Source organism: Alteromonas mediterranea DE (assembly GCF_000020585.3).
In the GTDB taxonomy this organism is placed as follows: domain Bacteria; phylum Pseudomonadota; class Gammaproteobacteria; order Enterobacterales; family Alteromonadaceae; genus Alteromonas; species Alteromonas mediterranea.
Map to the genome: position 1 here is coordinate 558,611 of NC_011138.3, position 17,649 is coordinate 576,259.

Sequence of the window (17,649 nt, forward strand, 5' to 3'; positions counted from 1 at the left end):
AGGCAGTGTAAATAGCAGTAACAGACCATACCTTGCTGACATAAGGTCGAGAGTGAAAAATAAAATACATAGCGAGGCCCCTACCACCGCTAACACTAAACAAGCGGAGGCGAGTTTTATGTGTTATAAGCCGATGGCAAGCGTAGCGAAGAGAAAAGCACTAAAGCCCAGAGTGAGGTACATGACATAGTAAAGTTTTTGTACATAGGCTGTATAGGATGAATGTATAACGATGGCAGAAGTAAGTATCACGCCAATCAACAAGATAGTGCGAAGTACACTAAGCCGCCAGATATTCGCGTCTGTGGTTTTTAAATTATCGTCATTCAGTAAGAGATAGTTTTTAATTATTTTTGTTATTTTAGCAATCACTAGCAAACCACGGACGTAAAAATATGTTCAATACTAGAATCAAATGGTTATCGCGAGGATACCGCGTATCAATATAACGTTATACGTGGATTAGTGGTAGCTTTAAAGCTATTAAGTGTAATTCGTATTCTCTAATGGGAGAAAGGAGCAACGCTTTCCTTAATAATATGAAAGCGTTATCATGCTTATCTACACCGATAAGGTGAATACCTTAGAATTGCGTTGGAAGTTATACAGTTCTTTTTTTACGGCGGGTAAAGCGCCAATATCGGCAGGCTCAAAACCCTGCTCCAAGAACCAGTGAGCGGTCACCGTAGTTAACACGAAGATACTATGTATATCCGCTTCTTTGGCACGCGCACGTACTTCATCTAAGATACGCTCGCCGCGGTTTTTACCGCGATAATCTTGGTGCGTTGCCACGCAAGCTAACTCCGCACAGCCGTCTTCGGGATAAAGGTACAACGCCGCACAGGCGATGATCATACCGTCACGCACTATTACAATGAACTGATTAATTTCATTCTCTAATCGTTCACGAGAGCGCTTTACTAGCACACCACTTTCTTCCAGTGGCTTGATAAGCTTTAAAATACCGCCCACATCTTCAATAGTGGCCGCGCGTAGCTGCTCGTAGTGGTGCTCCATCACTAGTGAGCCAGTGCCGTCTCGGGTGAACAGTTCTTGAAGTAACGCGCCATCTTTTTCATAGCTAATACAGTGGGCGCGGGGAACGCCTGCCGCTACGCTGGTGGTAAGCGCGCTAAGCACCGTATCTTCTGTGGTGATATCGCCTGCCATCATGAGCTGCTCTAGCTGTGGGCGCTCAATAGTACGTAATAAACGGCCTTCACGGTTATACACGCCATCATAGTTCGAGAACACAATAAGCTTGTCAGCTTTTAGCGCAATGGCTGCCTGTGTGGCGACATCTTCATGGGATAAGTTAAACACTTCACCCGTTGATGAGTAGCCCATGGGGGATAACAGCACAATCGAGCCATCGTTAAGGTGATCGCTAATTCCCGTCGTATCGATACGGCGAACTAATCCCGTGTTTTCAAAATCCACACCACCGCGCACACCCATAGGTTTGGCAACCACCAAGTTACCCGAGCAGACGCGAATTTGAGAACCGTGCATAGGCGAGTTCGGCAAGCCCATAGTAAGCAGAGCTTCTACCTGAGAGCGTACCGAGCCAGCGGCATCTTTTACGCACTCTAGCGTTTGCTTATCGGTAATGCGCACGCCGCTTTCAAATCTACCCTCAATGTTGCGAAGGGCAACACGTTGGTCAATTTGCGGCCTTGCACCATGCACCACCACCACGCGTACGCCCAAGCTATTTAACAGAGCGATGTCGTGAATAATATTCGGAAAATTAGGGTGTTCGATGGCTTCGCCACCGAACATCAAGACAAAGGTTTTTCCCTGATGAGCATTAATGTATGGCAGTGAACTGCGAAACAGCTTGATGCCGTCATGATGCGCTAATACCATCCTAGTGTTCCTTAACTACCCTTGCTTGTCTAAATTTTCCAGCTCTTGATACAGAGCTTTCGTCACGGTTTCTTTACTGGTGCCCCCTAGAATATTGCGTTGGTTCACGCCGTACTCTAGCTGCAATACTGGGTAAACGTCGTCTTCAATTTTATCGCTAATAGCTTGCAGGTCGCTAAGCGGTAAATCTTCAATAGCGCAGCCTTTGTCGATGGCCTGAAGCACTACGCGCCCAGCAATGTCGTGGCCTGTTCTAAAGGGCACGCCTTTACCTACTAAGTAGTCGGCCAATTCAGTAGCATTAGAAAAACCTTGAGCCGCTGCTACACGACAGCGTTCTTCGTTAAGCTGAAGTGAATCGAGTACTTCACTGGCAATACACAAACAAATGTGCCACTGATTAACCGTATCGATAGCGCCTTCTTTGTCTTCTTGCATGTCTTTGTTATACGCAAGAGGGAGGCCTTTCATGGTTACAAGCAGTGCTTGTAGGGCGCCAAATACGCGCCCGCATTTGCCGCGCATAAGTTCAAGGGCATCTGGGTTTTTCTTTTGCGGCATCAGTGACGAGCCTGAGGTCACGCTGTCACCTAGCTGCAGGAAGCCTGCTTCGCCTGAATTATAGAAGATCATGTCTTCGGCAAGACGGGATAAGTGCATCATGCTGGTACTAGCAACAAACAGCAGTTCAAGTACAAAGTCTCTGTCGGACACCGCATCCAAGCTGTTTAGGCAAGGAGAGTCAAACCCCAACTCTTCTGCAATGGCGTGACGGTCTACCGGAAAGGTGGTGCCTGCGAGTGCACCAGAGCCTAAGGGGCACTGGTTCATGCGTACTTTTAAGTCGTCTAAACGGCTTAAATCACGCTTTAGCATCTCCACATACGCTAAGCACCAGTGTGCAAAGTGAATGGGCTGAGCACGCTGCAAGTGGGTATAACCTGGAATAATCGCTTCTTGATGACGGCTTGCGGCATTTAGAAGTGATTTAATAACACCTAATACATCAGCGCGAAGTGAAGCAATATGCTCACGTACCCACAAACGGAAGTCGGTGGCTACCTGGTCGTTACGGCTACGGCCTGTATGAAGCTTGCGGCCAATATCGCCAAGCTTCTCGATAAGCGCGGCTTCAACAAAGCTGTGAATGTCTTCTTCGCTAGAGGCGTTAAAGTCTAATTCACCGGCATCTGCTTGCGCTTTTAGCTCACTAAGCGCGCCTTCTAGCTGCGCTTGTTCATCAGCGGTAAGTACACCTGCTTTTTGCAAAGCACGTGACCAGCTGATCGAGCCTTGAATGTCTTGGCTTGCCATGACTTGGTCGAACGGCAACGAGTCGTTAACCTGTTTAAACATACTACTTGCACCGGATTCAAACCGGCCACCCCACAACGCCATGTGATGCTCCTTAAATGCTGTTTATTGCGTTCGCTACCCGCGCGCAAATGCGCGCGGTAGGCGATTAACCTTGGTTTTTCAGTGCTTCAATACGACTTGAAAGGCTGAATAGGCGAATAAAGCCTTCTGCGTGTTTCTGGTCGTATACATCATCGGCACCGAAAGTGGCGAAGTCTTCAGAGTAAAGGCTGTTAGGCGAACGGCGCTGCGTCACCGTAGCTTGCCCTTTATAAAGCTTAACCACGATATCGCCTGTCACTTTCTTCGCAAAAGATGCTGCGCCAGCTAGTAGTGCATCGTTAAGGGCAGTAAACCAGCGGCCATCGTACATGACGTGTGAAAACTCAAGGCCAATTTGTTCACGGTATTTAAGGGCAGCTTTATCAAGCACCATGGTTTCAAGCGCTTTGTAAGCTTTTAGCAGTACTGTGCCTCCTGGCGTTTCATAACAGCCACGAGATTTCATACCCACAAGACGGTTTTCAACAATGTCGATACGGCCAACACCGTGGGCTGCAGCCACTGTGTTCAGCTTAACTAGTGCTTGATACGGAGACAGCGCTTCACCATCAACATGAGTAAGCTTACCTTCGTCAAACGACAGGGTTACACGCTCAGGCGTATCTGGCGCATCTTCAGGGTCTACCGTCATGGTCCACACTTGCTTGGTAGGCTCTTGCCATGGGTCTTCAAGCTCGCCACCTTCGTGTGAAATGTGCCATGCGTTTGCATCACGGCTGTAAATTTTAGTGGCTGACGCTGTGGTGGCAATGTTGCGCTCAGCTAGGTAGGCAAGTAAGTCTTCACGGCTTACCATATCCCATTCACGCCAAGGCGCGATAACGGTTAGATCTGGCGCAAGGGCTGCAAAGGTGCTTTCAAAACGCACTTGGTCGTTACCTTTACCGGTACAACCGTGACATAGCGCGTCGGCACCCACTTTACGCGCAATCTCAACTTGCGCTTTAGCGATCACTGGGCGGGCCATTGACGTACCTAGTAAGTATTCGCCTTCGTAAACCGCACCTGTCGTGATAGTAGGGAAGATATATTCGCTAACGAACTCTTCTTTTAAATCAACAATGTGGCACTCGCTTGCGCCAGAGGCAATAGCTTTTTCGTGAAGACCTTCAAGCTCTTCATCACCCTGGCCCACATCTGCCGCAAATGCGACAACTTCACAGCCGTAGTTTTCTTTTAGCCATGGAATGATGGCTGATGTATCAAGCCCGCCTGAATAGGCCAGCACGATTTTTTTAACGTTTTGCATCTAAGTAATCCTTTTAAGCGTCTTTTTAGGCGTCTTTTTAAGCGTTAAGTAATTGAGTAAGGATGGCGTTTTGGCCATGCATTCTATTTTCGGCTTGTTGCATTAATAGCGACTTGTCGCTGTCAATTAACGAGCCTGTGATTTCTAAATCGCGATGGGCAGGCTGGCAGTGCATGACGTAGCTTGCACCCGTGGCCTCCATCAGCGCTTCATTGACCTGATAAGGCATGAATTTTTCTTTGATAACGTCAAGTGGCGTATCGTCGCCCATTGAAAGCCACGTATCAGCATAGATAACATCTGCGCCGTTTGCAGCACTAAGCTCTGTACTCTCTACGATAGTTACGCCGGTTTTCTCGGCAATAGCCTTAGCTTGCGCCACAATTTCAGGGCTGGCTTCGTGACCTTCTGGCGTCACTACCACTTGATTACAACCAAGTAGCGCACCCACAATTAATAGCGAGTGAGTTACATTGTTACCGTCGCCCACGTAAGCCATAGTCAAGCCTTCGGTTTTACCGAAGCGTTCAAACATAGTGAGGTAATCAGCCAAGCCTTGGCAGGGATGGTATTTGTCGCACAGTGCATTGACTACCGGTACGTTTGCCGCCTTAGAAAAGGTTTCAAGCGTGCTGTGGGAAAATACGCGAGCCACGATAGCGTCTGCCCAGCACGCAAGATTAGCGGCGGTATCTACTGCATCTTCGCGTCCGGCTAACTTTCCAGACTGCACATCTAGATAAACCATGTGGCCGCCAAGCTTGTTAATGCCGATATCGAAACTTACGCGAGTTCGCAACGACGGTTTTTCAAACAGGGCAACAATCGACTTGCCCGCAAGCACATTGCTGTAGCTGGCTGGGGCTTGTTTAATTTCTACTGCCAATTGCAGCAATTTTTGCATTGCTTCTGGTGTCCAATCTGCAAAGGTGAGTAGGTCCTGTTTCATTATATTTCTCCGGCATTGCCGTTTTCAGCGGCAAGGGTTGTAGGTACTATTTGTGTACCTGTTGTTTTATTTAGTATATCGGTGATATCTGCCGCCCAACTTGCGATATAAACAGGGCGGCTTAGGCTCTCTGCAGAGGCAAGCGCGGCGTCAACTTTTACTTTCATACCATCGGTGATTACGCCTTCACTGGCGTATTGAGCAATACTATTAGCATTTAACGCACTGATAAGTGCTTTGTTGCCGTCAAGTACGCCATCAACATTTGAAAGCAGTAAAAGCTCGGCGTTGAGCAGTTCGGCGATAACCGTAGCCGCTTGGTCTGCGTTTACGTTAAGCAGCCTGCCTTGCGGGCTAGAGCCTATGGAGCTAATAATTGGCAAGGTCGATTGGGCTAAAACACTCTTAAGAAACGCGGCATCTGCGGTACTTGGCACACCCACCGCGCCATATTGATCAGCAAGTGGTTCACATACCACCATGTTGCCGTCAAGTAAGGACAAGCCGACAGGCGTTAAACCCGAGGCGAGTGCGGCGGCGCATAACTGCTTGTTAGCAGAACCGGCCAGTGCACCACAAATATAGGGCATATGCTCATCGGGGGTAACCCGAAGGCCATCAATTTTGGTGCTTTTAAGGCCAAGGCTTGCCATTAGTGTTTCCACTAAAGGCCCACCACCGTGAACCACTACCACTGGGCGAGTGGCCTGCACATCTTTTACGCTTAGAAATAAGCGCGTCATTGCCGCGGCATCATCAAGCAATGCGCCGCCAACTTTAATTACAATAGGTGAAACACTCATAGTACTAACCCTGTTTCTATAGGTTGTTTCGTCATTATGTTAAGGCACTGAATCGCTTGTGAAGCTGCACCTTTCATTACGTTGTCAATGGCAGCGGTAACAACTGCATACCCAGATGCTTCATCCAACTTCCAGTGAAGATCGACAAAGGGAGTGTGAGCAACGTCATCAATTTTTGGGAAACTCTTGCGCAAACGCACAATGGGTTTATCAGCATAGGCGTCAGTGTACGCTTTCTCAAGTTGTGCGCTGGTGGTACCAGCTTTAACTTTCACGGTTACCGTTGCCAGAATACCTCTTTTGAAATTACCAAGGTGTGGCGTGAAGATAACAGGCGTACCTAAATAGGCTTCAATTTCAGGCGTATGGCGATGGCCTAACACGCCATAAGCCTGAAGACTTACCTCAAAAAAGCTGGTGGTTAAACTGGCTTTTCTACCTGCACCCGATACGCCGGAAACCGCGTTAATTACAGGGCGTACGCTCTCATCTAATAAGCCGTTGTGCGCAAGTGGTTTTAGCGCGCTAAGGCTGGCGGTGGGGTAACAGCCCGGCACTGCGATAACGTCGGCGCTTGCTATTTGCGCTTCGTGCCACTCGGCAAGACCGTAAACCGCCTGCGCTAAGCTTTGTGTCTGCGTGTGCGGGAAACCGTAAAATTGCTCAAAAACCGCGGTGTCTTTAATTCTAAAGGCACCTGATAAATCCAATACTTTTGCTTTGCCTGATGACAAGATTGGCATCCAATCGTGGCTTGCCTCATGAGGGGTAGCAAGAAAAATAAAGTCTACGCCATTTGCCATTTCACTAAGCGCGGTATCTGAAATAGGCGTCAGTGTGGCATTTACATGCGCAAGGTTGCCATGCAGTTCTGCAATGCTTTTGTTCGCATCGTTACTGTTTTCAGATACGTAAGTACCCGCTAACTCAAGCTTAGGGTGCTGTAATACTAACTGAACAAGTTGTGCCCCTGTGTAACCACTGGCACCGATAATTGAAACGCTATACATAATTTATAAATTCAATAAAAGGAGAAAAAAATCACTTTTTACCTTTGTAAACTGGTTAGCCGTAAATCCTTGCCTAACCGCGACCACATTACAAAGGTAAAAAGTGTGCTACCGAATAAGCATAGAAGTACACACGCATCGTCGTGTGCTATGCAAGGTGTAGCCAGCCAGGGGAGAGGTAAACTCTATAATGCTGTTAGTGGTAAAACCATCAACACGAGTTGGTTGTGTCATCATCAATTCCTATCATGTTACAACCCAAAAAATGGGGTTGGATGCCTTAACCGTGGACTAGTGTAACTAATTTGAATGTTTATGCAATAAAAATGTATAAATATTTTATCTTGTTGCGGCGGCTTATTTGTCTCAAAAAATGCACTTTATAATAGAGTTATAGTTGTGACAGTAAGTTGACAATGTGAGCAATAGAATTGAATATTTATATCTTATTTCAGAGTTTACAGGTGATAGTGATAAAGTACGGTACACTGGGAGTGTAAGACCATGAGTAGACGGTATTCACAGGCAGAAGCTCGTGGGCTACGTATAATTTGTTGGGAATAATAGCGGAAATTAAAATGAGCAAACTTACCTTGGCGCTTGTCGCTCACGACCATAAAAAACCAGAACTACTTGCATGGGTTAAGCAGCATATTGCCATACTTGAACAGTGCAACTTAGTGGGAACAGGCACCACCGGAGGCCTGATTGCCAGCGAAACTGGGCTAGAGGTTACACGCTATAAAAGCGGCCCGCTTGGCGGCGACCAACAAATTGGGGCATTAATTGCTGAGAATAAACTAGATGCACTTTTCTTTTTTTGGGACCCGTTAAACCCAGCGCCCCACGACCCCGACGTAAAAGCGCTGCTGCGGCTGTGTTCAGTATGGAATGTACCAGTAGCCTGCACGCCAGCCACAGCAGATTTGGTAATAACATCGCCATTATTTTTATCGCCTGATTACAAGCCGGTAAAGCCAAATTTTTAAAATGCCATTGCAGGTAAATAGAGTTCTACTGAACGTGTAATTAAGTTTAGTTGAATATAAAAAAGGCTGGCCTAGGCCAGCACTTTTTAGGGTGGGTAACGGTTCAACAGTACGCGCTTATCTAAACATATCCCGTAGCTCACGTTCATTTTCTCGTTGCGCCTTTAATGTAGCTTGCTGTTCTTGCGTTAGCACTTGAAACATGGCTTGGCGCTGTTTGGCTTTCTCAACCTTAGCACTTACAAGGTCGTCTTTGTATTGGGCGATAAGCGCGTCCCAAGCGTTTTGAGAGAAAGACTGGCTGCGAATCAAATCGCGCTGGGCGTCTTTAAAATTGCGTAGCGTCTCTCTATTCGTTTTCGATGTATCTTTGAATGACTCGCGAAGTTCTGCAAAGCTCGCTATTTGTTCGTCGCTTAATTCAATGCCTTCAAACAAAAATTCCCTATGCTTGCGTTTAGGACCTTTACCCTCACCATCCATTCGTTTGGCAAAGCGAGCTTCTTGTTTTACGAAAGCGTCACGATGTTTTTGTATATCTAATTCTCTTTTAGCGTCTCGAGCTAAGAGAGTTGCCTGTTGCTCTTCATTCAGCACGTTGTAGATGTCGTGACGCAGTTGAGCAAAAGCGAAATGGGTAGCTTCACGCTCTTCAAACTGAGCTTGAATAAAAGCGCTGAGCTGGGCTTCAGTGGCGGTATCAAAATCAAAGCTAGGCTTTTCAATATCGCCAAATTTAGGTCGAGGGTTAGCGTCTTTAAATGCGCTTACAAGTGTTTTTAACTCTTCGCGTTGCGTGTCGCTCAAGCTCAGGTCGCGAAAATGTTTAACCATTTCTTTAACCGGTTCGTGGTGACGCATACCAGGTCCTAACGGATGCGCCAATGCAAGGCCACCTAAGCCAATCGCTGCTACCGTTACACTAGCAATTAATAACTTTTTCATTGTCGTCTCCTTTTTTCGGACAAGCTAATCGTAGCGTGCTCGACTAAAAAAGCAGTCAATGCAGTGTAAAGCTTATGTAAAGGCACCGCCGATTTGTGATTGTAAAGGTCTGAAAAGATATAGTACGCGATTTGTCAGTGCTGTTGTCGGCTTGAGGCGAGGCACACCATAAGCGTAGGTTGAATTCTATCCAATTTACAGGCATTTTCATGAATCTAGCAGTTAAAGAGTTTAATACCATGAGTTCAGATTTTCATTTGCAGTCTATCCTTGTTATTGATGATGACCTAGAACTAACAGAAATGCTCGCTACTTACTTATCGGGTATGGGTTATCAGGTACAAGTGCGTAACAATGGCGAAGAGGGGTTATCTGAAGCGGTGTCTGGGCGTCATTATGACCTGATATTGCTTGATGTGATGATGCCTAAAATGGATGGATTTGACGTTTTGAAAAAACTTCGTTCAAGCCACAGTACGCCGGTGCTTATGCTTACCGCGAGAGGCGACGACTACGACCGAATTTTAGGTCTTGAGATGGGCGCCGATGATTATTTGCCTAAACCTTTTAATCATCGCGAGCTAGTAGCTCGAATTAAAGCGATCGTTCGTCGTCATAATTTGTCATCAAGCGGCGGGGCCGTTGAGCAAGACTTGTTTGTAAATGGAATTTTACTAAGCCCCAGTAGTCAGCTTGCCAAAGTAGATGATGTAGAACTTACCCTTACCACCACTGAATTTTTAATACTGCGCTTGCTGATGCTTAATGCAGCACAGCGTGTCACAAAAGAAGAAATCAGCCTAAAAATACTTGGCAAACCGCTTCAAGCCTTTGACAGAAGTATTGATATGCACGTGAGTAACCTGCGCAAAAAAATAGGGGCCGTGGCGGTTGATGAAAAAATTAAAACCATTCGCGGTGTCGGGTATATGTTAATTGTTGGAAGCCATTAATGGTAAAACTGCTACGCAGCGTAAGCCCAACGCGGGCCATCATGGGCCGATTGTTTTTATGGTTTTGGGCTACGTTTATTGTCACCGCCTTGCTGGCTATTTGGGGCAGCCGCCTTTTCTTTGAAGATCTTGAAATTGTACCGATAAAACCACGTGAAGTGGCTGCTCTCAATCAAGTGGTGGAGCGCATACAAGATAACCGTTACCAAGGTGCACCATTACGCGGAGCGCTTGACCGCCATTCTCGGGGAGGGAGAGGGCGAATGGTGGCTATTGATATTAGTGATAACCGCGTTATTTCTGGTGGTGGCCCACCGCTTCGTAACGAGGACAAAGAAGATTTACTTCGATTAGTCACACAAACGTCACCCATAGCGGTGAAGCGGGGAGCATTTAAAATTTTGGGGCCGGTTTTCTTCGAGCGAGACGGCTCCCGATTTGCGCTTTTTTCAGTGAGACTGGAAATGCCTGAAAAGCAAACTCCACCGATTTTACTGTTCCTAACCATCGCCTTGATTACCACCATATTATTGAGCTGGTTGTTTGCGAAATCACTGACTAACCCCATACTGCGTATACAAAGCTCAGCGAAACGCATAGCGAGCGGTGACTGGCAGGCGCGAGTAGGCCGAGCGGCTAAGCGTCAGGACGAGCTAGGGCAGCTTTCGCGGGACTTTAACAAGATGGCAGAACAGCTAGAGTCCATGTGGGGCGCCCAAAAACGCCTATTGGCCGATGTCTCTCATGAACTACGCTCACCGCTTGCCCGCTTACAAATGGCATTAGGACTTGCGCATCAGCAAAACGTAGATCCTGAAACCTTAGCGCGTGTAGAGCGAGAAGCCGATCGGATGGAAGCGTTAGTGAGTCAACTTCTCACCTTGAGTAAAGCTGAAGCTGGTGAAGCATCTATGCAAAAGCAAATGCTGTCGCTTGTACTAAACGATGTGTTTACCGACGCGAATTTTGAGGCGGCAAATAAAAACAAGCAGCTTCAAATTGATGACATACCTCAAAAGACAGTGGTTATCGATAGTATGATGTTTTGTCGTGCAATAGAAAATGTATTGCGCAACGCAATTCGTCATAGCGCGCTTGTTACCCGTATCTCGTTTAGCGAGGATTCAGAGCACTGGTGTATTCATATTGCTGATGATGGTGAAGGGCTCTCCCATGAAGAGTGTGAACGCATCTTTTCTCCCTTTTATCGAGCAACGCTTGCCAGAGAGCGGGAGTCCGGGGGCGTGGGCTTAGGTTTATCCATTGCAAAAGCAGCCGTGGAGTTGCATCATGGAAGGATTATTGCTGAACCGGCTGAGCGCGGTGGGCTTAAAGTAACCTTGTCTTTTCCTAAGTCGTAAGCACAACGTAGGAAGATCGCTTTAGGCCTAATAGAGCGCGTATTGACAGTAAAAGGGTATTTATGAACTGGGCGTTCACGTCTGAAAATAACTTAGCTAGCACTTTTGCTACAGATATTAATCCTTTTTGGCAGCACAGCGTGACGCAGGGCCATTTCGTAGGAAAAGACAATATCACAGTGCGCTATTCGCATTGTATTCCTAAGTCGCCTCGCGCAACGATTGTGATTTGTTCAGGGCGTATTGAGTCTTACTTAAAATACAAAGAGTTTATTTACGATCTCTATCAAAATGGCTTTGCCGTTTTTATTCTTGATCACCGAGGTCAAGGCCTATCTGACCGAATGACAAGCGACCCGCAGCATGGCTATGTAGCCCACTTCGATGATTACGTAGATGACTTTGTCACATTTGTAGAAACCATTGTTAAGCCTAAGCATCAAGGGCCTTTATTGTTAGTGTGCCACTCGATGGGTGGAGCAATAGGCGCATTGACTTTACTGCGCATGCCAAAGCTTTTCTCTAAAGCCGTATTTGCATCACCGATGTTTGGCATTAAGCCATCGCTGCCTAACTGGCTAGCAAACGGGCTAATACGCACTGGCCTTGCGGTTAATAGAATGAAAAAAGCCGATTCAGGCTACTTCTTCGGGCAGACACCGTATATCGCCTTTCCATTTGCACTGAATAAACTGACGCATAGTAAAACCCGCTACGCACTATTCCGCGAATTGTATGACGAAGAGCAGGATATACAGCTAGGCGGCGTGACCACTGAATGGTTAGCGGCAGCCCACCAGGCAATGAATAAAATTGAAAACAGCGCTGGGGCCATTACCACCCCCACACTGGTATTAAGTGCCGATGACGATGCTATTATCGATAATAAGCGCCAGCGTCTTGTAGCGCAGCGTATGCCTAACGCAACGTTAGAAATTGTACCTCGTGCTTATCATGAGCTCTTCACCGAGTCTGACGATATTCGTGAACGCTCGCTCACCCGCATTCTCGATTTTCTTACAGAAAGCTAAGGTTACTCGTTAACTATGCTGCATAGTTAAGACCATTAACATGCAATTAAAGAGAAGGGTAGGGTGATGCAAAGGGCGGTTTCGTTATAAAATGAACGGGTTTTTAATCTTGAAGGTAATTTAAACAAGCATGCTAGATATCGTACTTTATCAGCCAGAAATCCCGCCAAATACTGGAAATATTATTCGCTTATGTGCGAATAGCGGCTTTATGCTGCACCTTATTGAGCCTTTGGGCTTTGATTGGGACGACAAGCGGGTACGTCGTGCAGGCTTAGATTACCATGAGTTTGCTCATGTAAAACGCCATGCTAGTTTAGATGCTTACCTTGAAGATGCAAAACCGAACCGCGTTTTTGCCTGCACCACCAAAGGCAAAGCGTTTCATAGCGATGTATCCTATCAAAAAGGCGATGCACTTATATTTGGTCCTGAGACCCGTGGTTTACCGGATGATTATATTCAATCGCTACCGCCAGAGCAGCGCGTTCGCATTCCCATGTTACCAGACAGCCGCAGTATGAACTTATCCAATGCCGTATCTGTCTTTGTATATGAAAGCTGGCGCCAGTTTGGCTACGAAGGTGCCCGGTAGCAGAAGGCGGGTAAAAGCTTTCTGAAGATATTCATTTTAAAAACGCCCTGTTATAAGGGCTTTTTTATGCCCAATGTAAAGACAGCGTAAAGCGCGTCAGAGTCAGTTTTCGTTCAGCTTCACTCATTAGTATAGCCTGTGAATATACACAAATGAGTTAGGAGTAGCATTATGAAACGTATAACACTCAGTATTATTACCGGCGTTTGTTTAATGGTGGCTGGGCAAGCTAGCGCGCACTCAGGGCATCACTCTCACGGTAAAAGAGGGGCAAATGAAACGGTAACCGTTATTACACAGCCTGCTCGCTCTTTAGTTGATGTTGCCATTAGCGTACCTGAGATTGGGCTGTACGTTAATGTTTTGCCGGGGGCGCATAGAGTTGAGGTTATTAATAATCATCGTTACTACGTTGCGAATAACCATTACTACCGCAAGCAAGGAAATCGCTATGTGGTCGTTGATTCACCCTACAAGAAGGCGAAGAAAGTGAAAAGCTCTAAGCGCTATAAACATAACCACGATGGCTACCGAGACAACGCAAAAGTGATAGTGATAAGAGAAGGTCGCTAATTAGTCGCTGAAATAACTAAATAAAAATGAAGCGTAATGTGATTACGCTTCGTTTTTTAAATCTCGACCAAGCAGGGCTAAGGCTGCTTCTTTAGGGGATTTTCCGTGATAAAGCACCGCGTATATCTGCTCACAGATAGGCATTTCCACACCCACTTTTTTCGATAATACGTGTACTTCTTCAGTATTGCGGTAACCTTCAACGACCTGACCAATTTCTTCAATGGCCACATCCACGCTTTTACCTTGGCCTAGTGCCAAACCAAAGCGACGATTGCGCGACTGATTGTCAGTACAGGTTAATACCAAATCGCCAAGACCCGCCATACCCATAAAGGTTTCTGGATTTGCACCTAGCTTTACGCCCAAACGGGTGAGTTCTGCTAAGCCACGGGTGATTAACGCTGTACGTGCATTAGCACCAAAGCCTAATCCATCTGCTAAACCAGCGCCAATAGCGATAACGTTTTTCACCGCACCGCCCAGCTGTACACCCGTGAAGTCTGAGTTCTTGTACACGCGAAATGACTTCGCACAGTGCAGTTTTGCTGCAAACTCATCACTTAAGGTATCGTCGGTAGAAGACAGTGAAATAGCGGTAGGCAAGCCTGCTACCATTTCTTTAGCGAAAGTGGGGCCTGAAAGCACCGCTAGCGGATAGTCGGTTCCCAGAATTTCTTCTGCTACATCACGAAGTAAACGACCGGTTTTAGGCTCTAGCCCTTTGGTTGCCCAAATAATACGCTGATGCGGTTTAAGCAAGGGTTTCAAACTTTGAAGCATAGCCGCAAAAGCATGGCTAGGTACTACCACTAAGATGTCTTGGCTGGCAGCGACCACTTCTTCTAGGTTGGCATTAACAACCAACGCATCAGGAAATGTCGCGCCTGGAAGATAGCGAGCGTTTTCTCGGTTGGTGTTCATCTCGGCAACGTGCTTTTCATCGCGACCCCAAAGTAATGTGGGGTTACCATTTCTGGCAAGGCAAAAAGCAAGGGCGGTGCCATAAGACCCCGCCCCCAATACTGAAACCGACGCTGAAACCGAATTCGACTTCATGTCCACGTCCTTCATGGTCAACTAATTAGGCGTCCATTTTAGGCGCTTCGCCCTGCGCTTGTTGTGCACGTTTTTGCACGTAAGCGGCAAAGATAGCGTCGAAGTTTACAGGTGCGAGGTTAAGTGGAGGGAAAGTACCACGGTTAACCAAGTTAGAAATAGTCTCACGCGCATATGGGAAAAGCATGTTCGGGCAGAACGAACCTAGCGTGTGCGCTTTGTTTTGGTCTGGCATTTCGCCAATAGCAAAAATACCTGCTTGCTGTACTTCACATAGGAAGGCCGTCTCTTCGCCTAGTGTTGCCGTTACGGTCACTGAAAGCACAACTTCAAATACATTTTCTTCTAGCTTGTTCGTGCTAGTGTCGATGTCTAGTTTAATTTCTGGCTTCCACTCTTTAGTGAAAATAGCTGGCGCGTTTGGAGACTCAAAAGAGATGTCTTTTGTGTAGATACGCTGAATATTGAACTGAGCACCCTGCTGCGCTTGTGCGCCTGCTGCTTCGCCGTTGTTTGTCTGATTTTCGTCAGCCATGGTATTTCCTATTTAATTGTCGTTTTAATTTAATGTAGTGCGTTGCTGTATGCGCTGACGCTTTACGCTAAACCCAGCATAGGGCTTAGTTTGCTTTGTGCTTCTAAAGCCATCATATCGTCACAGCCACCAACGTGCTGATCGTCAATGAAAATCTGTGGAACAGTCCAGCCGCCGTTTGCTCGCTCAATCATTTCGTCGCGTAGCTCAGGCTTAACATCTATCGGGTATTCAATAAATTCTACACCCTTTTGCGTCAACAGCGCTTTTGCGCGATGGCAGTATGGGCAGTGGCCCTTGGTGTAAAGTTCTACTTTGCTCATAAAGGTTACCTGTTATTTAGAAACGGGAAGGCTGGCGCTTTGCCATGCGTTCATTCCGCCTTTTAATACATTCACATTCGCGAAGCCGTCTTTTTGCATCGCATTTGCTGTACCACGAGCCTGATTACCCATAGCGCATACTACGATAATGGGTTTGTCTTTACTGTTTTCAAGTTTCTTGAAGTTTTTCTCGCGCACTTCTTCAGGTTTAATCTGCCTTGCACCCAAAATATGACCTGCATTAAATTCTTTCGCAGGACGTGTATCAAGTACTATTGCGTCATGTTTATTAATTAAAAGTGTTGCTTCGTGAGTGCTTAGCTCTTTTACCGAAGATGTCCATGCACTGATATAACTAAATATCAACATGGCAATCAGCGCAACCCAAATACCAGCAAGAATAAAGTTGTTGCTAGCAAATTCAATTAGTTGATCCATTACCTCTAACCCTGTCTACAGACCATGAAAAGAGTGCAAAGTATATAGAAAAATGGGCGAGAAACCAGCCTACCTTTCACTAAGATGGATGTGAGGTGCGGCATGCTTCATAGAAATACTTTAGATGGTTGATATTACGGATAAATTGCACTGGGCATATGCGTGACCGTCAGATACACTGGAAAATGTTATTAATAGCAATAACGAAATTGACGCATTATCGAAAAAGGCGAGGTTTTAAGCACACGTTATGTCATTACGGTCATTACTTTCAATCATAGGGTGTATTATTGCACTCGCTACTCTGCCGATTGGAAGTGGTGCTATTGCGCAAGAAGCCGGGGCCAGTGCGCAAAAAGAGAAGTTAGCAGAACTACAGGCAGAGCTTCGCGCGCGCCAACAGGTATTAAAAAATAATAAAGCCAGTGCGCAAGAGCTAAAAAGTGTACTTAAAGCCTCTGAACTTGAGATAGCGAAAGTCGCCAAGGCATTAGCCATTACTCGTCAGTCGCTTGCCAATGTAGAGCAAGAACAAGCAAAGCTTGGTGCTGAGCAAGAAACCCTTAAAGCGGCTATTCGCAAACAGCAGTCTTTATTATCTAGTCAATTAAAAAGTGCTTTTATGGCGGGGCATTACGACTACGCAAAAATGTTGTTTTATCAAGATGACGCCCGCACATTTGAACGCGTAATTACCTATTACCAATATGTTGCTAAAGCTCGTCAAAAAGAGATTGAAAGTTTTAGAAGCAATGTAGCAAGGCTTGAGGAAGTTAACGCTGAACTCGATGAAAAAGCGCAATCGCTTGCCGCTCTTAAAGAAGAGCAAGAAGGTCAGCGCGCGGTGCTCATAACGCGCCAAGCCGACCGTAAAAAAACACTCACAAAAATCAATAAAACTATAGCGTCGGAAAACCAAAGAATTGCTTCATTGCAGGCCGATGAAAAAGCCCTTAGAGATGCTATAGAGGCCGCGCGTATAGCCGCTGAACGAGCTGCAAGGAATGCGGAAGTATCTATGGACGGACTAGCGAAGCTCAAAGGAAAGTTAACGCCGCCAGTGAAAGGGAGAGTTCGAAAGCTATTTGGTAGCCGCCGCCAAGGGCAAGTATCTTGGAAAGGTATTATCATTGATGGTGCAGAAGGCGACCCTGTCAATAGCATCGCCCCTGGTAAAGTCCTCTACGCCGATTGGCTTCGTGGTTTCGGGTTGGTTGCTATTATTGACCATGGTAAAGGCTACATGAGCGTGTATGGGCACAATCAAGCTTTGCTTAAACAGGCTGGTGACGATGTTAGACGGGGCGAGCGAATAGCCCTTGTTGGGCGAAGTGGCGGTCAGGAATATCCTAACCTTTACTTTGAAATTCGCCACAAAGGTAAAGCCCTTAATCCAAGCTCGTGGCTAGACTGAGCGGTTGCCCAACCAGAGTGCGCGCGTGGGCTGGCGCTATTAAAATAACACTAAAGTCATCAGCAACGTTGAAACTGAACCAGTTGTTGGTATGCTAAGTTTGAGAGTTAAAAATAAAACACAGCTATGTG

18 protein-coding genes are annotated in these 17,649 nt (G+C 46.4%); 7 read left to right on the top strand and 11 right to left on the bottom strand.

Annotated elements, in window-relative coordinates; translation table 11 throughout:
- Positions 1-561: 561 nt before the first annotated feature.
- The 6 genes from argA to argC all read right to left on the bottom strand — a co-directional run bounded on the left by argA (position 562) and on the right by argC (position 7,302).
- Positions 562-1,872, bottom strand: a complete 1,311-nt coding sequence (argA, locus tag MADE_RS02500; protein ID WP_012517032.1) for an amino-acid N-acetyltransferase — start codon at positions 1,870-1,872, stop codon at positions 562-564.
- 15 nt (positions 1,873-1,887) lie between these two features.
- A complete protein-coding gene (gene argH / locus MADE_RS02505) occupies positions 1,888-3,270 on the bottom strand; it encodes an argininosuccinate lyase (RefSeq protein ID WP_012517033.1) in 1,383 nt (460 codons plus the stop codon).
- Positions 3,271-3,334: 64 nt separating this feature from the next.
- A complete protein-coding gene (locus MADE_RS02510) occupies positions 3,335-4,540 on the bottom strand; it encodes an argininosuccinate synthase (RefSeq protein ID WP_012517034.1) in 1,206 nt (401 codons plus the stop codon).
- Between the two features lie 37 nt (positions 4,541-4,577).
- The gene (locus MADE_RS02515; RefSeq protein WP_012517035.1) at positions 4,578-5,489 is read right to left on the bottom strand and encodes an ornithine carbamoyltransferase; all 912 of its coding nucleotides are present in this window, start codon (positions 5,487-5,489) and stop codon (positions 4,578-4,580) included.
- Entirely contained in the window at positions 5,489-6,292 is an 804-nt protein-coding gene (gene argB / locus MADE_RS02520) for an acetylglutamate kinase (RefSeq protein ID WP_012517036.1), read from the bottom strand. Before argB ends, MADE_RS02515 begins: the two co-directional genes overlap by 1 nt.
- A complete protein-coding gene (gene argC / locus MADE_RS02525) occupies positions 6,289-7,302 on the bottom strand; it encodes an N-acetyl-gamma-glutamyl-phosphate reductase (protein ID WP_012517037.1) in 1,014 nt (337 codons plus the stop codon). Before argC ends, argB begins: the two co-directional genes overlap by 4 nt.
- Before the next feature lie 578 nt (positions 7,303-7,880).
- Here argC and MADE_RS02530 point away from each other — a divergent pair.
- Positions 7,881-8,291: a methylglyoxal synthase gene (locus MADE_RS02530; protein WP_012517038.1), complete on the top strand. Its 411-nt coding sequence runs from the start codon at positions 7,881-7,883 to the stop codon at positions 8,289-8,291.
- 117 nt (positions 8,292-8,408) lie between these two features.
- On the opposite strand, the gene MADE_RS02535 is transcribed toward MADE_RS02530, so the two are convergent.
- Positions 8,409-9,236 carry a Spy/CpxP family protein refolding chaperone gene (locus tag MADE_RS02535; RefSeq protein ID WP_012517039.1) on the bottom strand — a complete coding sequence of 276 codons (828 nt, stop codon included), beginning with the start codon at positions 9,234-9,236 and terminating at the stop codon, positions 8,409-8,411.
- A 209-nt stretch (positions 9,237-9,445) separates the two neighbouring features.
- Between MADE_RS02535 and MADE_RS02540 the strand changes: the two genes are divergently transcribed.
- The 5 genes from MADE_RS02540 to MADE_RS02560 all read left to right on the top strand — a co-directional run bounded on the left by MADE_RS02540 (position 9,446) and on the right by MADE_RS02560 (position 13,749).
- Positions 9,446-10,189, top strand: coding sequence for a response regulator transcription factor (locus MADE_RS02540; protein WP_012517040.1), 744 nt, complete (start codon positions 9,446-9,448; stop codon positions 10,187-10,189).
- Positions 10,189-11,550, top strand: coding sequence for an ATP-binding protein (locus MADE_RS02545; RefSeq protein WP_012517041.1), 1,362 nt, complete (start codon positions 10,189-10,191; stop codon positions 11,548-11,550). The genes MADE_RS02540 and MADE_RS02545 overlap by 1 nt, the downstream gene beginning before the upstream one ends.
- A gap of 62 nt (positions 11,551-11,612) precedes the next feature.
- Positions 11,613-12,581 carry an alpha/beta fold hydrolase gene (locus MADE_RS02550; RefSeq protein ID WP_012517042.1) on the top strand — a complete coding sequence of 323 codons (969 nt, stop codon included), beginning with the start codon at positions 11,613-11,615 and terminating at the stop codon, positions 12,579-12,581.
- A 130-nt stretch (positions 12,582-12,711) separates the two neighbouring features.
- Positions 12,712-13,176 carry a tRNA (uridine(34)/cytosine(34)/5-carboxymethylaminomethyluridine(34)-2'-O)-methyltransferase TrmL gene (gene trmL / locus MADE_RS02555; RefSeq protein ID WP_012517043.1) on the top strand — a complete coding sequence of 155 codons (465 nt, stop codon included), beginning with the start codon at positions 12,712-12,714 and terminating at the stop codon, positions 13,174-13,176.
- A 171-nt stretch (positions 13,177-13,347) separates the two neighbouring features.
- Positions 13,348-13,749 (top strand): hypothetical protein, encoded by a 402-nt coding sequence (locus tag MADE_RS02560; RefSeq protein ID WP_012517044.1) that lies wholly within the window; start codon positions 13,348-13,350, stop codon positions 13,747-13,749.
- 42 nt (positions 13,750-13,791) lie between these two features.
- Here the strand turns inward: MADE_RS02560 and gpsA are convergent, their stop codons facing one another.
- From gpsA to MADE_RS02580, 4 genes are all read right to left on the bottom strand, one after another.
- Positions 13,792-14,823: an NAD(P)H-dependent glycerol-3-phosphate dehydrogenase gene (gpsA, locus tag MADE_RS02565; RefSeq protein ID WP_023559498.1), complete on the bottom strand. Its 1,032-nt coding sequence runs from the start codon at positions 14,821-14,823 to the stop codon at positions 13,792-13,794.
- Positions 14,824-14,833: 10 nt separating this feature from the next.
- Entirely contained in the window at positions 14,834-15,343 is a 510-nt protein-coding gene (gene secB / locus MADE_RS02570) for a protein-export chaperone SecB (protein ID WP_012517046.1), read from the bottom strand.
- A gap of 62 nt (positions 15,344-15,405) precedes the next feature.
- Positions 15,406-15,666 (bottom strand): glutaredoxin 3, encoded by a 261-nt coding sequence (gene grxC / locus MADE_RS02575; protein WP_012517047.1) that lies wholly within the window; start codon positions 15,664-15,666, stop codon positions 15,406-15,408.
- Positions 15,667-15,678: 12 nt separating this feature from the next.
- Complete coding sequence (locus MADE_RS02580) at positions 15,679-16,104, bottom strand: rhodanese-like domain-containing protein (RefSeq protein ID WP_012517048.1); 426 nt, start codon at positions 16,102-16,104, stop codon at positions 15,679-15,681.
- A 250-nt stretch (positions 16,105-16,354) separates the two neighbouring features.
- On the opposite strand from MADE_RS02580, the gene MADE_RS02585 reads away from it, so the two are divergent.
- The gene (locus MADE_RS02585) at positions 16,355-17,518 is read left to right on the top strand and encodes a murein hydrolase activator EnvC family protein (RefSeq protein WP_012517049.1); all 1,164 of its coding nucleotides are present in this window, start codon (positions 16,355-16,357) and stop codon (positions 17,516-17,518) included.
- Positions 17,519-17,649 lie beyond the last annotated feature (131 nt).

What these genes read in the sequence shown, in the direction of transcription:
- argA (WP_012517032.1), bottom strand. Translation starts at nt 1,872, where the DNA reads ATGGTATTAGCGCATCATGACGGCATCAAGCTGTTTCGCAGTTCACTG.
- argH (WP_012517033.1), bottom strand. Translation starts at nt 3,270, where the DNA reads ATGGCGTTGTGGGGTGGCCGGTTTGAATCCGGTGCAAGTAGTATGTTT.
- MADE_RS02510 (WP_012517034.1), bottom strand. Translation starts at nt 4,540, where the DNA reads ATGCAAAACGTTAAAAAAATCGTGCTGGCCTATTCAGGCGGGCTTGAT.
- MADE_RS02515 (WP_012517035.1), bottom strand. Translation starts at nt 5,489, where the DNA reads ATGAAACAGGACCTACTCACCTTTGCAGATTGGACACCAGAAGCAATG.
- argB (WP_012517036.1), bottom strand. Translation starts at nt 6,292, where the DNA reads ATGAGTGTTTCACCTATTGTAATTAAAGTTGGCGGCGCATTGCTTGAT.
- argC (WP_012517037.1), bottom strand. Translation starts at nt 7,302, where the DNA reads ATGTATAGCGTTTCAATTATCGGTGCCAGTGGTTACACAGGGGCACAA.
- MADE_RS02530 (WP_012517038.1), top strand. Translation starts at nt 7,881, where the DNA reads ATGAGCAAACTTACCTTGGCGCTTGTCGCTCACGACCATAAAAAACCA.
- MADE_RS02535 (WP_012517039.1), bottom strand. Translation starts at nt 9,236, where the DNA reads ATGAAAAAGTTATTAATTGCTAGTGTAACGGTAGCAGCGATTGGCTTA.
- MADE_RS02540 (WP_012517040.1), top strand. Translation starts at nt 9,446, where the DNA reads ATGAATCTAGCAGTTAAAGAGTTTAATACCATGAGTTCAGATTTTCAT.
- MADE_RS02545 (WP_012517041.1), top strand. Translation starts at nt 10,189, where the DNA reads ATGGTAAAACTGCTACGCAGCGTAAGCCCAACGCGGGCCATCATGGGC.
- MADE_RS02550 (WP_012517042.1), top strand. Translation starts at nt 11,613, where the DNA reads ATGAACTGGGCGTTCACGTCTGAAAATAACTTAGCTAGCACTTTTGCT.
- trmL (WP_012517043.1), top strand. Translation starts at nt 12,712, where the DNA reads ATGCTAGATATCGTACTTTATCAGCCAGAAATCCCGCCAAATACTGGA.
- MADE_RS02560 (WP_012517044.1), top strand. Translation starts at nt 13,348, where the DNA reads ATGAAACGTATAACACTCAGTATTATTACCGGCGTTTGTTTAATGGTG.
- gpsA (WP_023559498.1), bottom strand. Translation starts at nt 14,823, where the DNA reads ATGAAGGACGTGGACATGAAGTCGAATTCGGTTTCAGCGTCGGTTTCA.
- secB (WP_012517046.1), bottom strand. Translation starts at nt 15,343, where the DNA reads ATGGCTGACGAAAATCAGACAAACAACGGCGAAGCAGCAGGCGCACAA.
- grxC (WP_012517047.1), bottom strand. Translation starts at nt 15,666, where the DNA reads ATGAGCAAAGTAGAACTTTACACCAAGGGCCACTGCCCATACTGCCAT.
- MADE_RS02580 (WP_012517048.1), bottom strand. Translation starts at nt 16,104, where the DNA reads ATGGATCAACTAATTGAATTTGCTAGCAACAACTTTATTCTTGCTGGT.
- MADE_RS02585 (WP_012517049.1), top strand. Translation starts at nt 16,355, where the DNA reads ATGTCATTACGGTCATTACTTTCAATCATAGGGTGTATTATTGCACTC.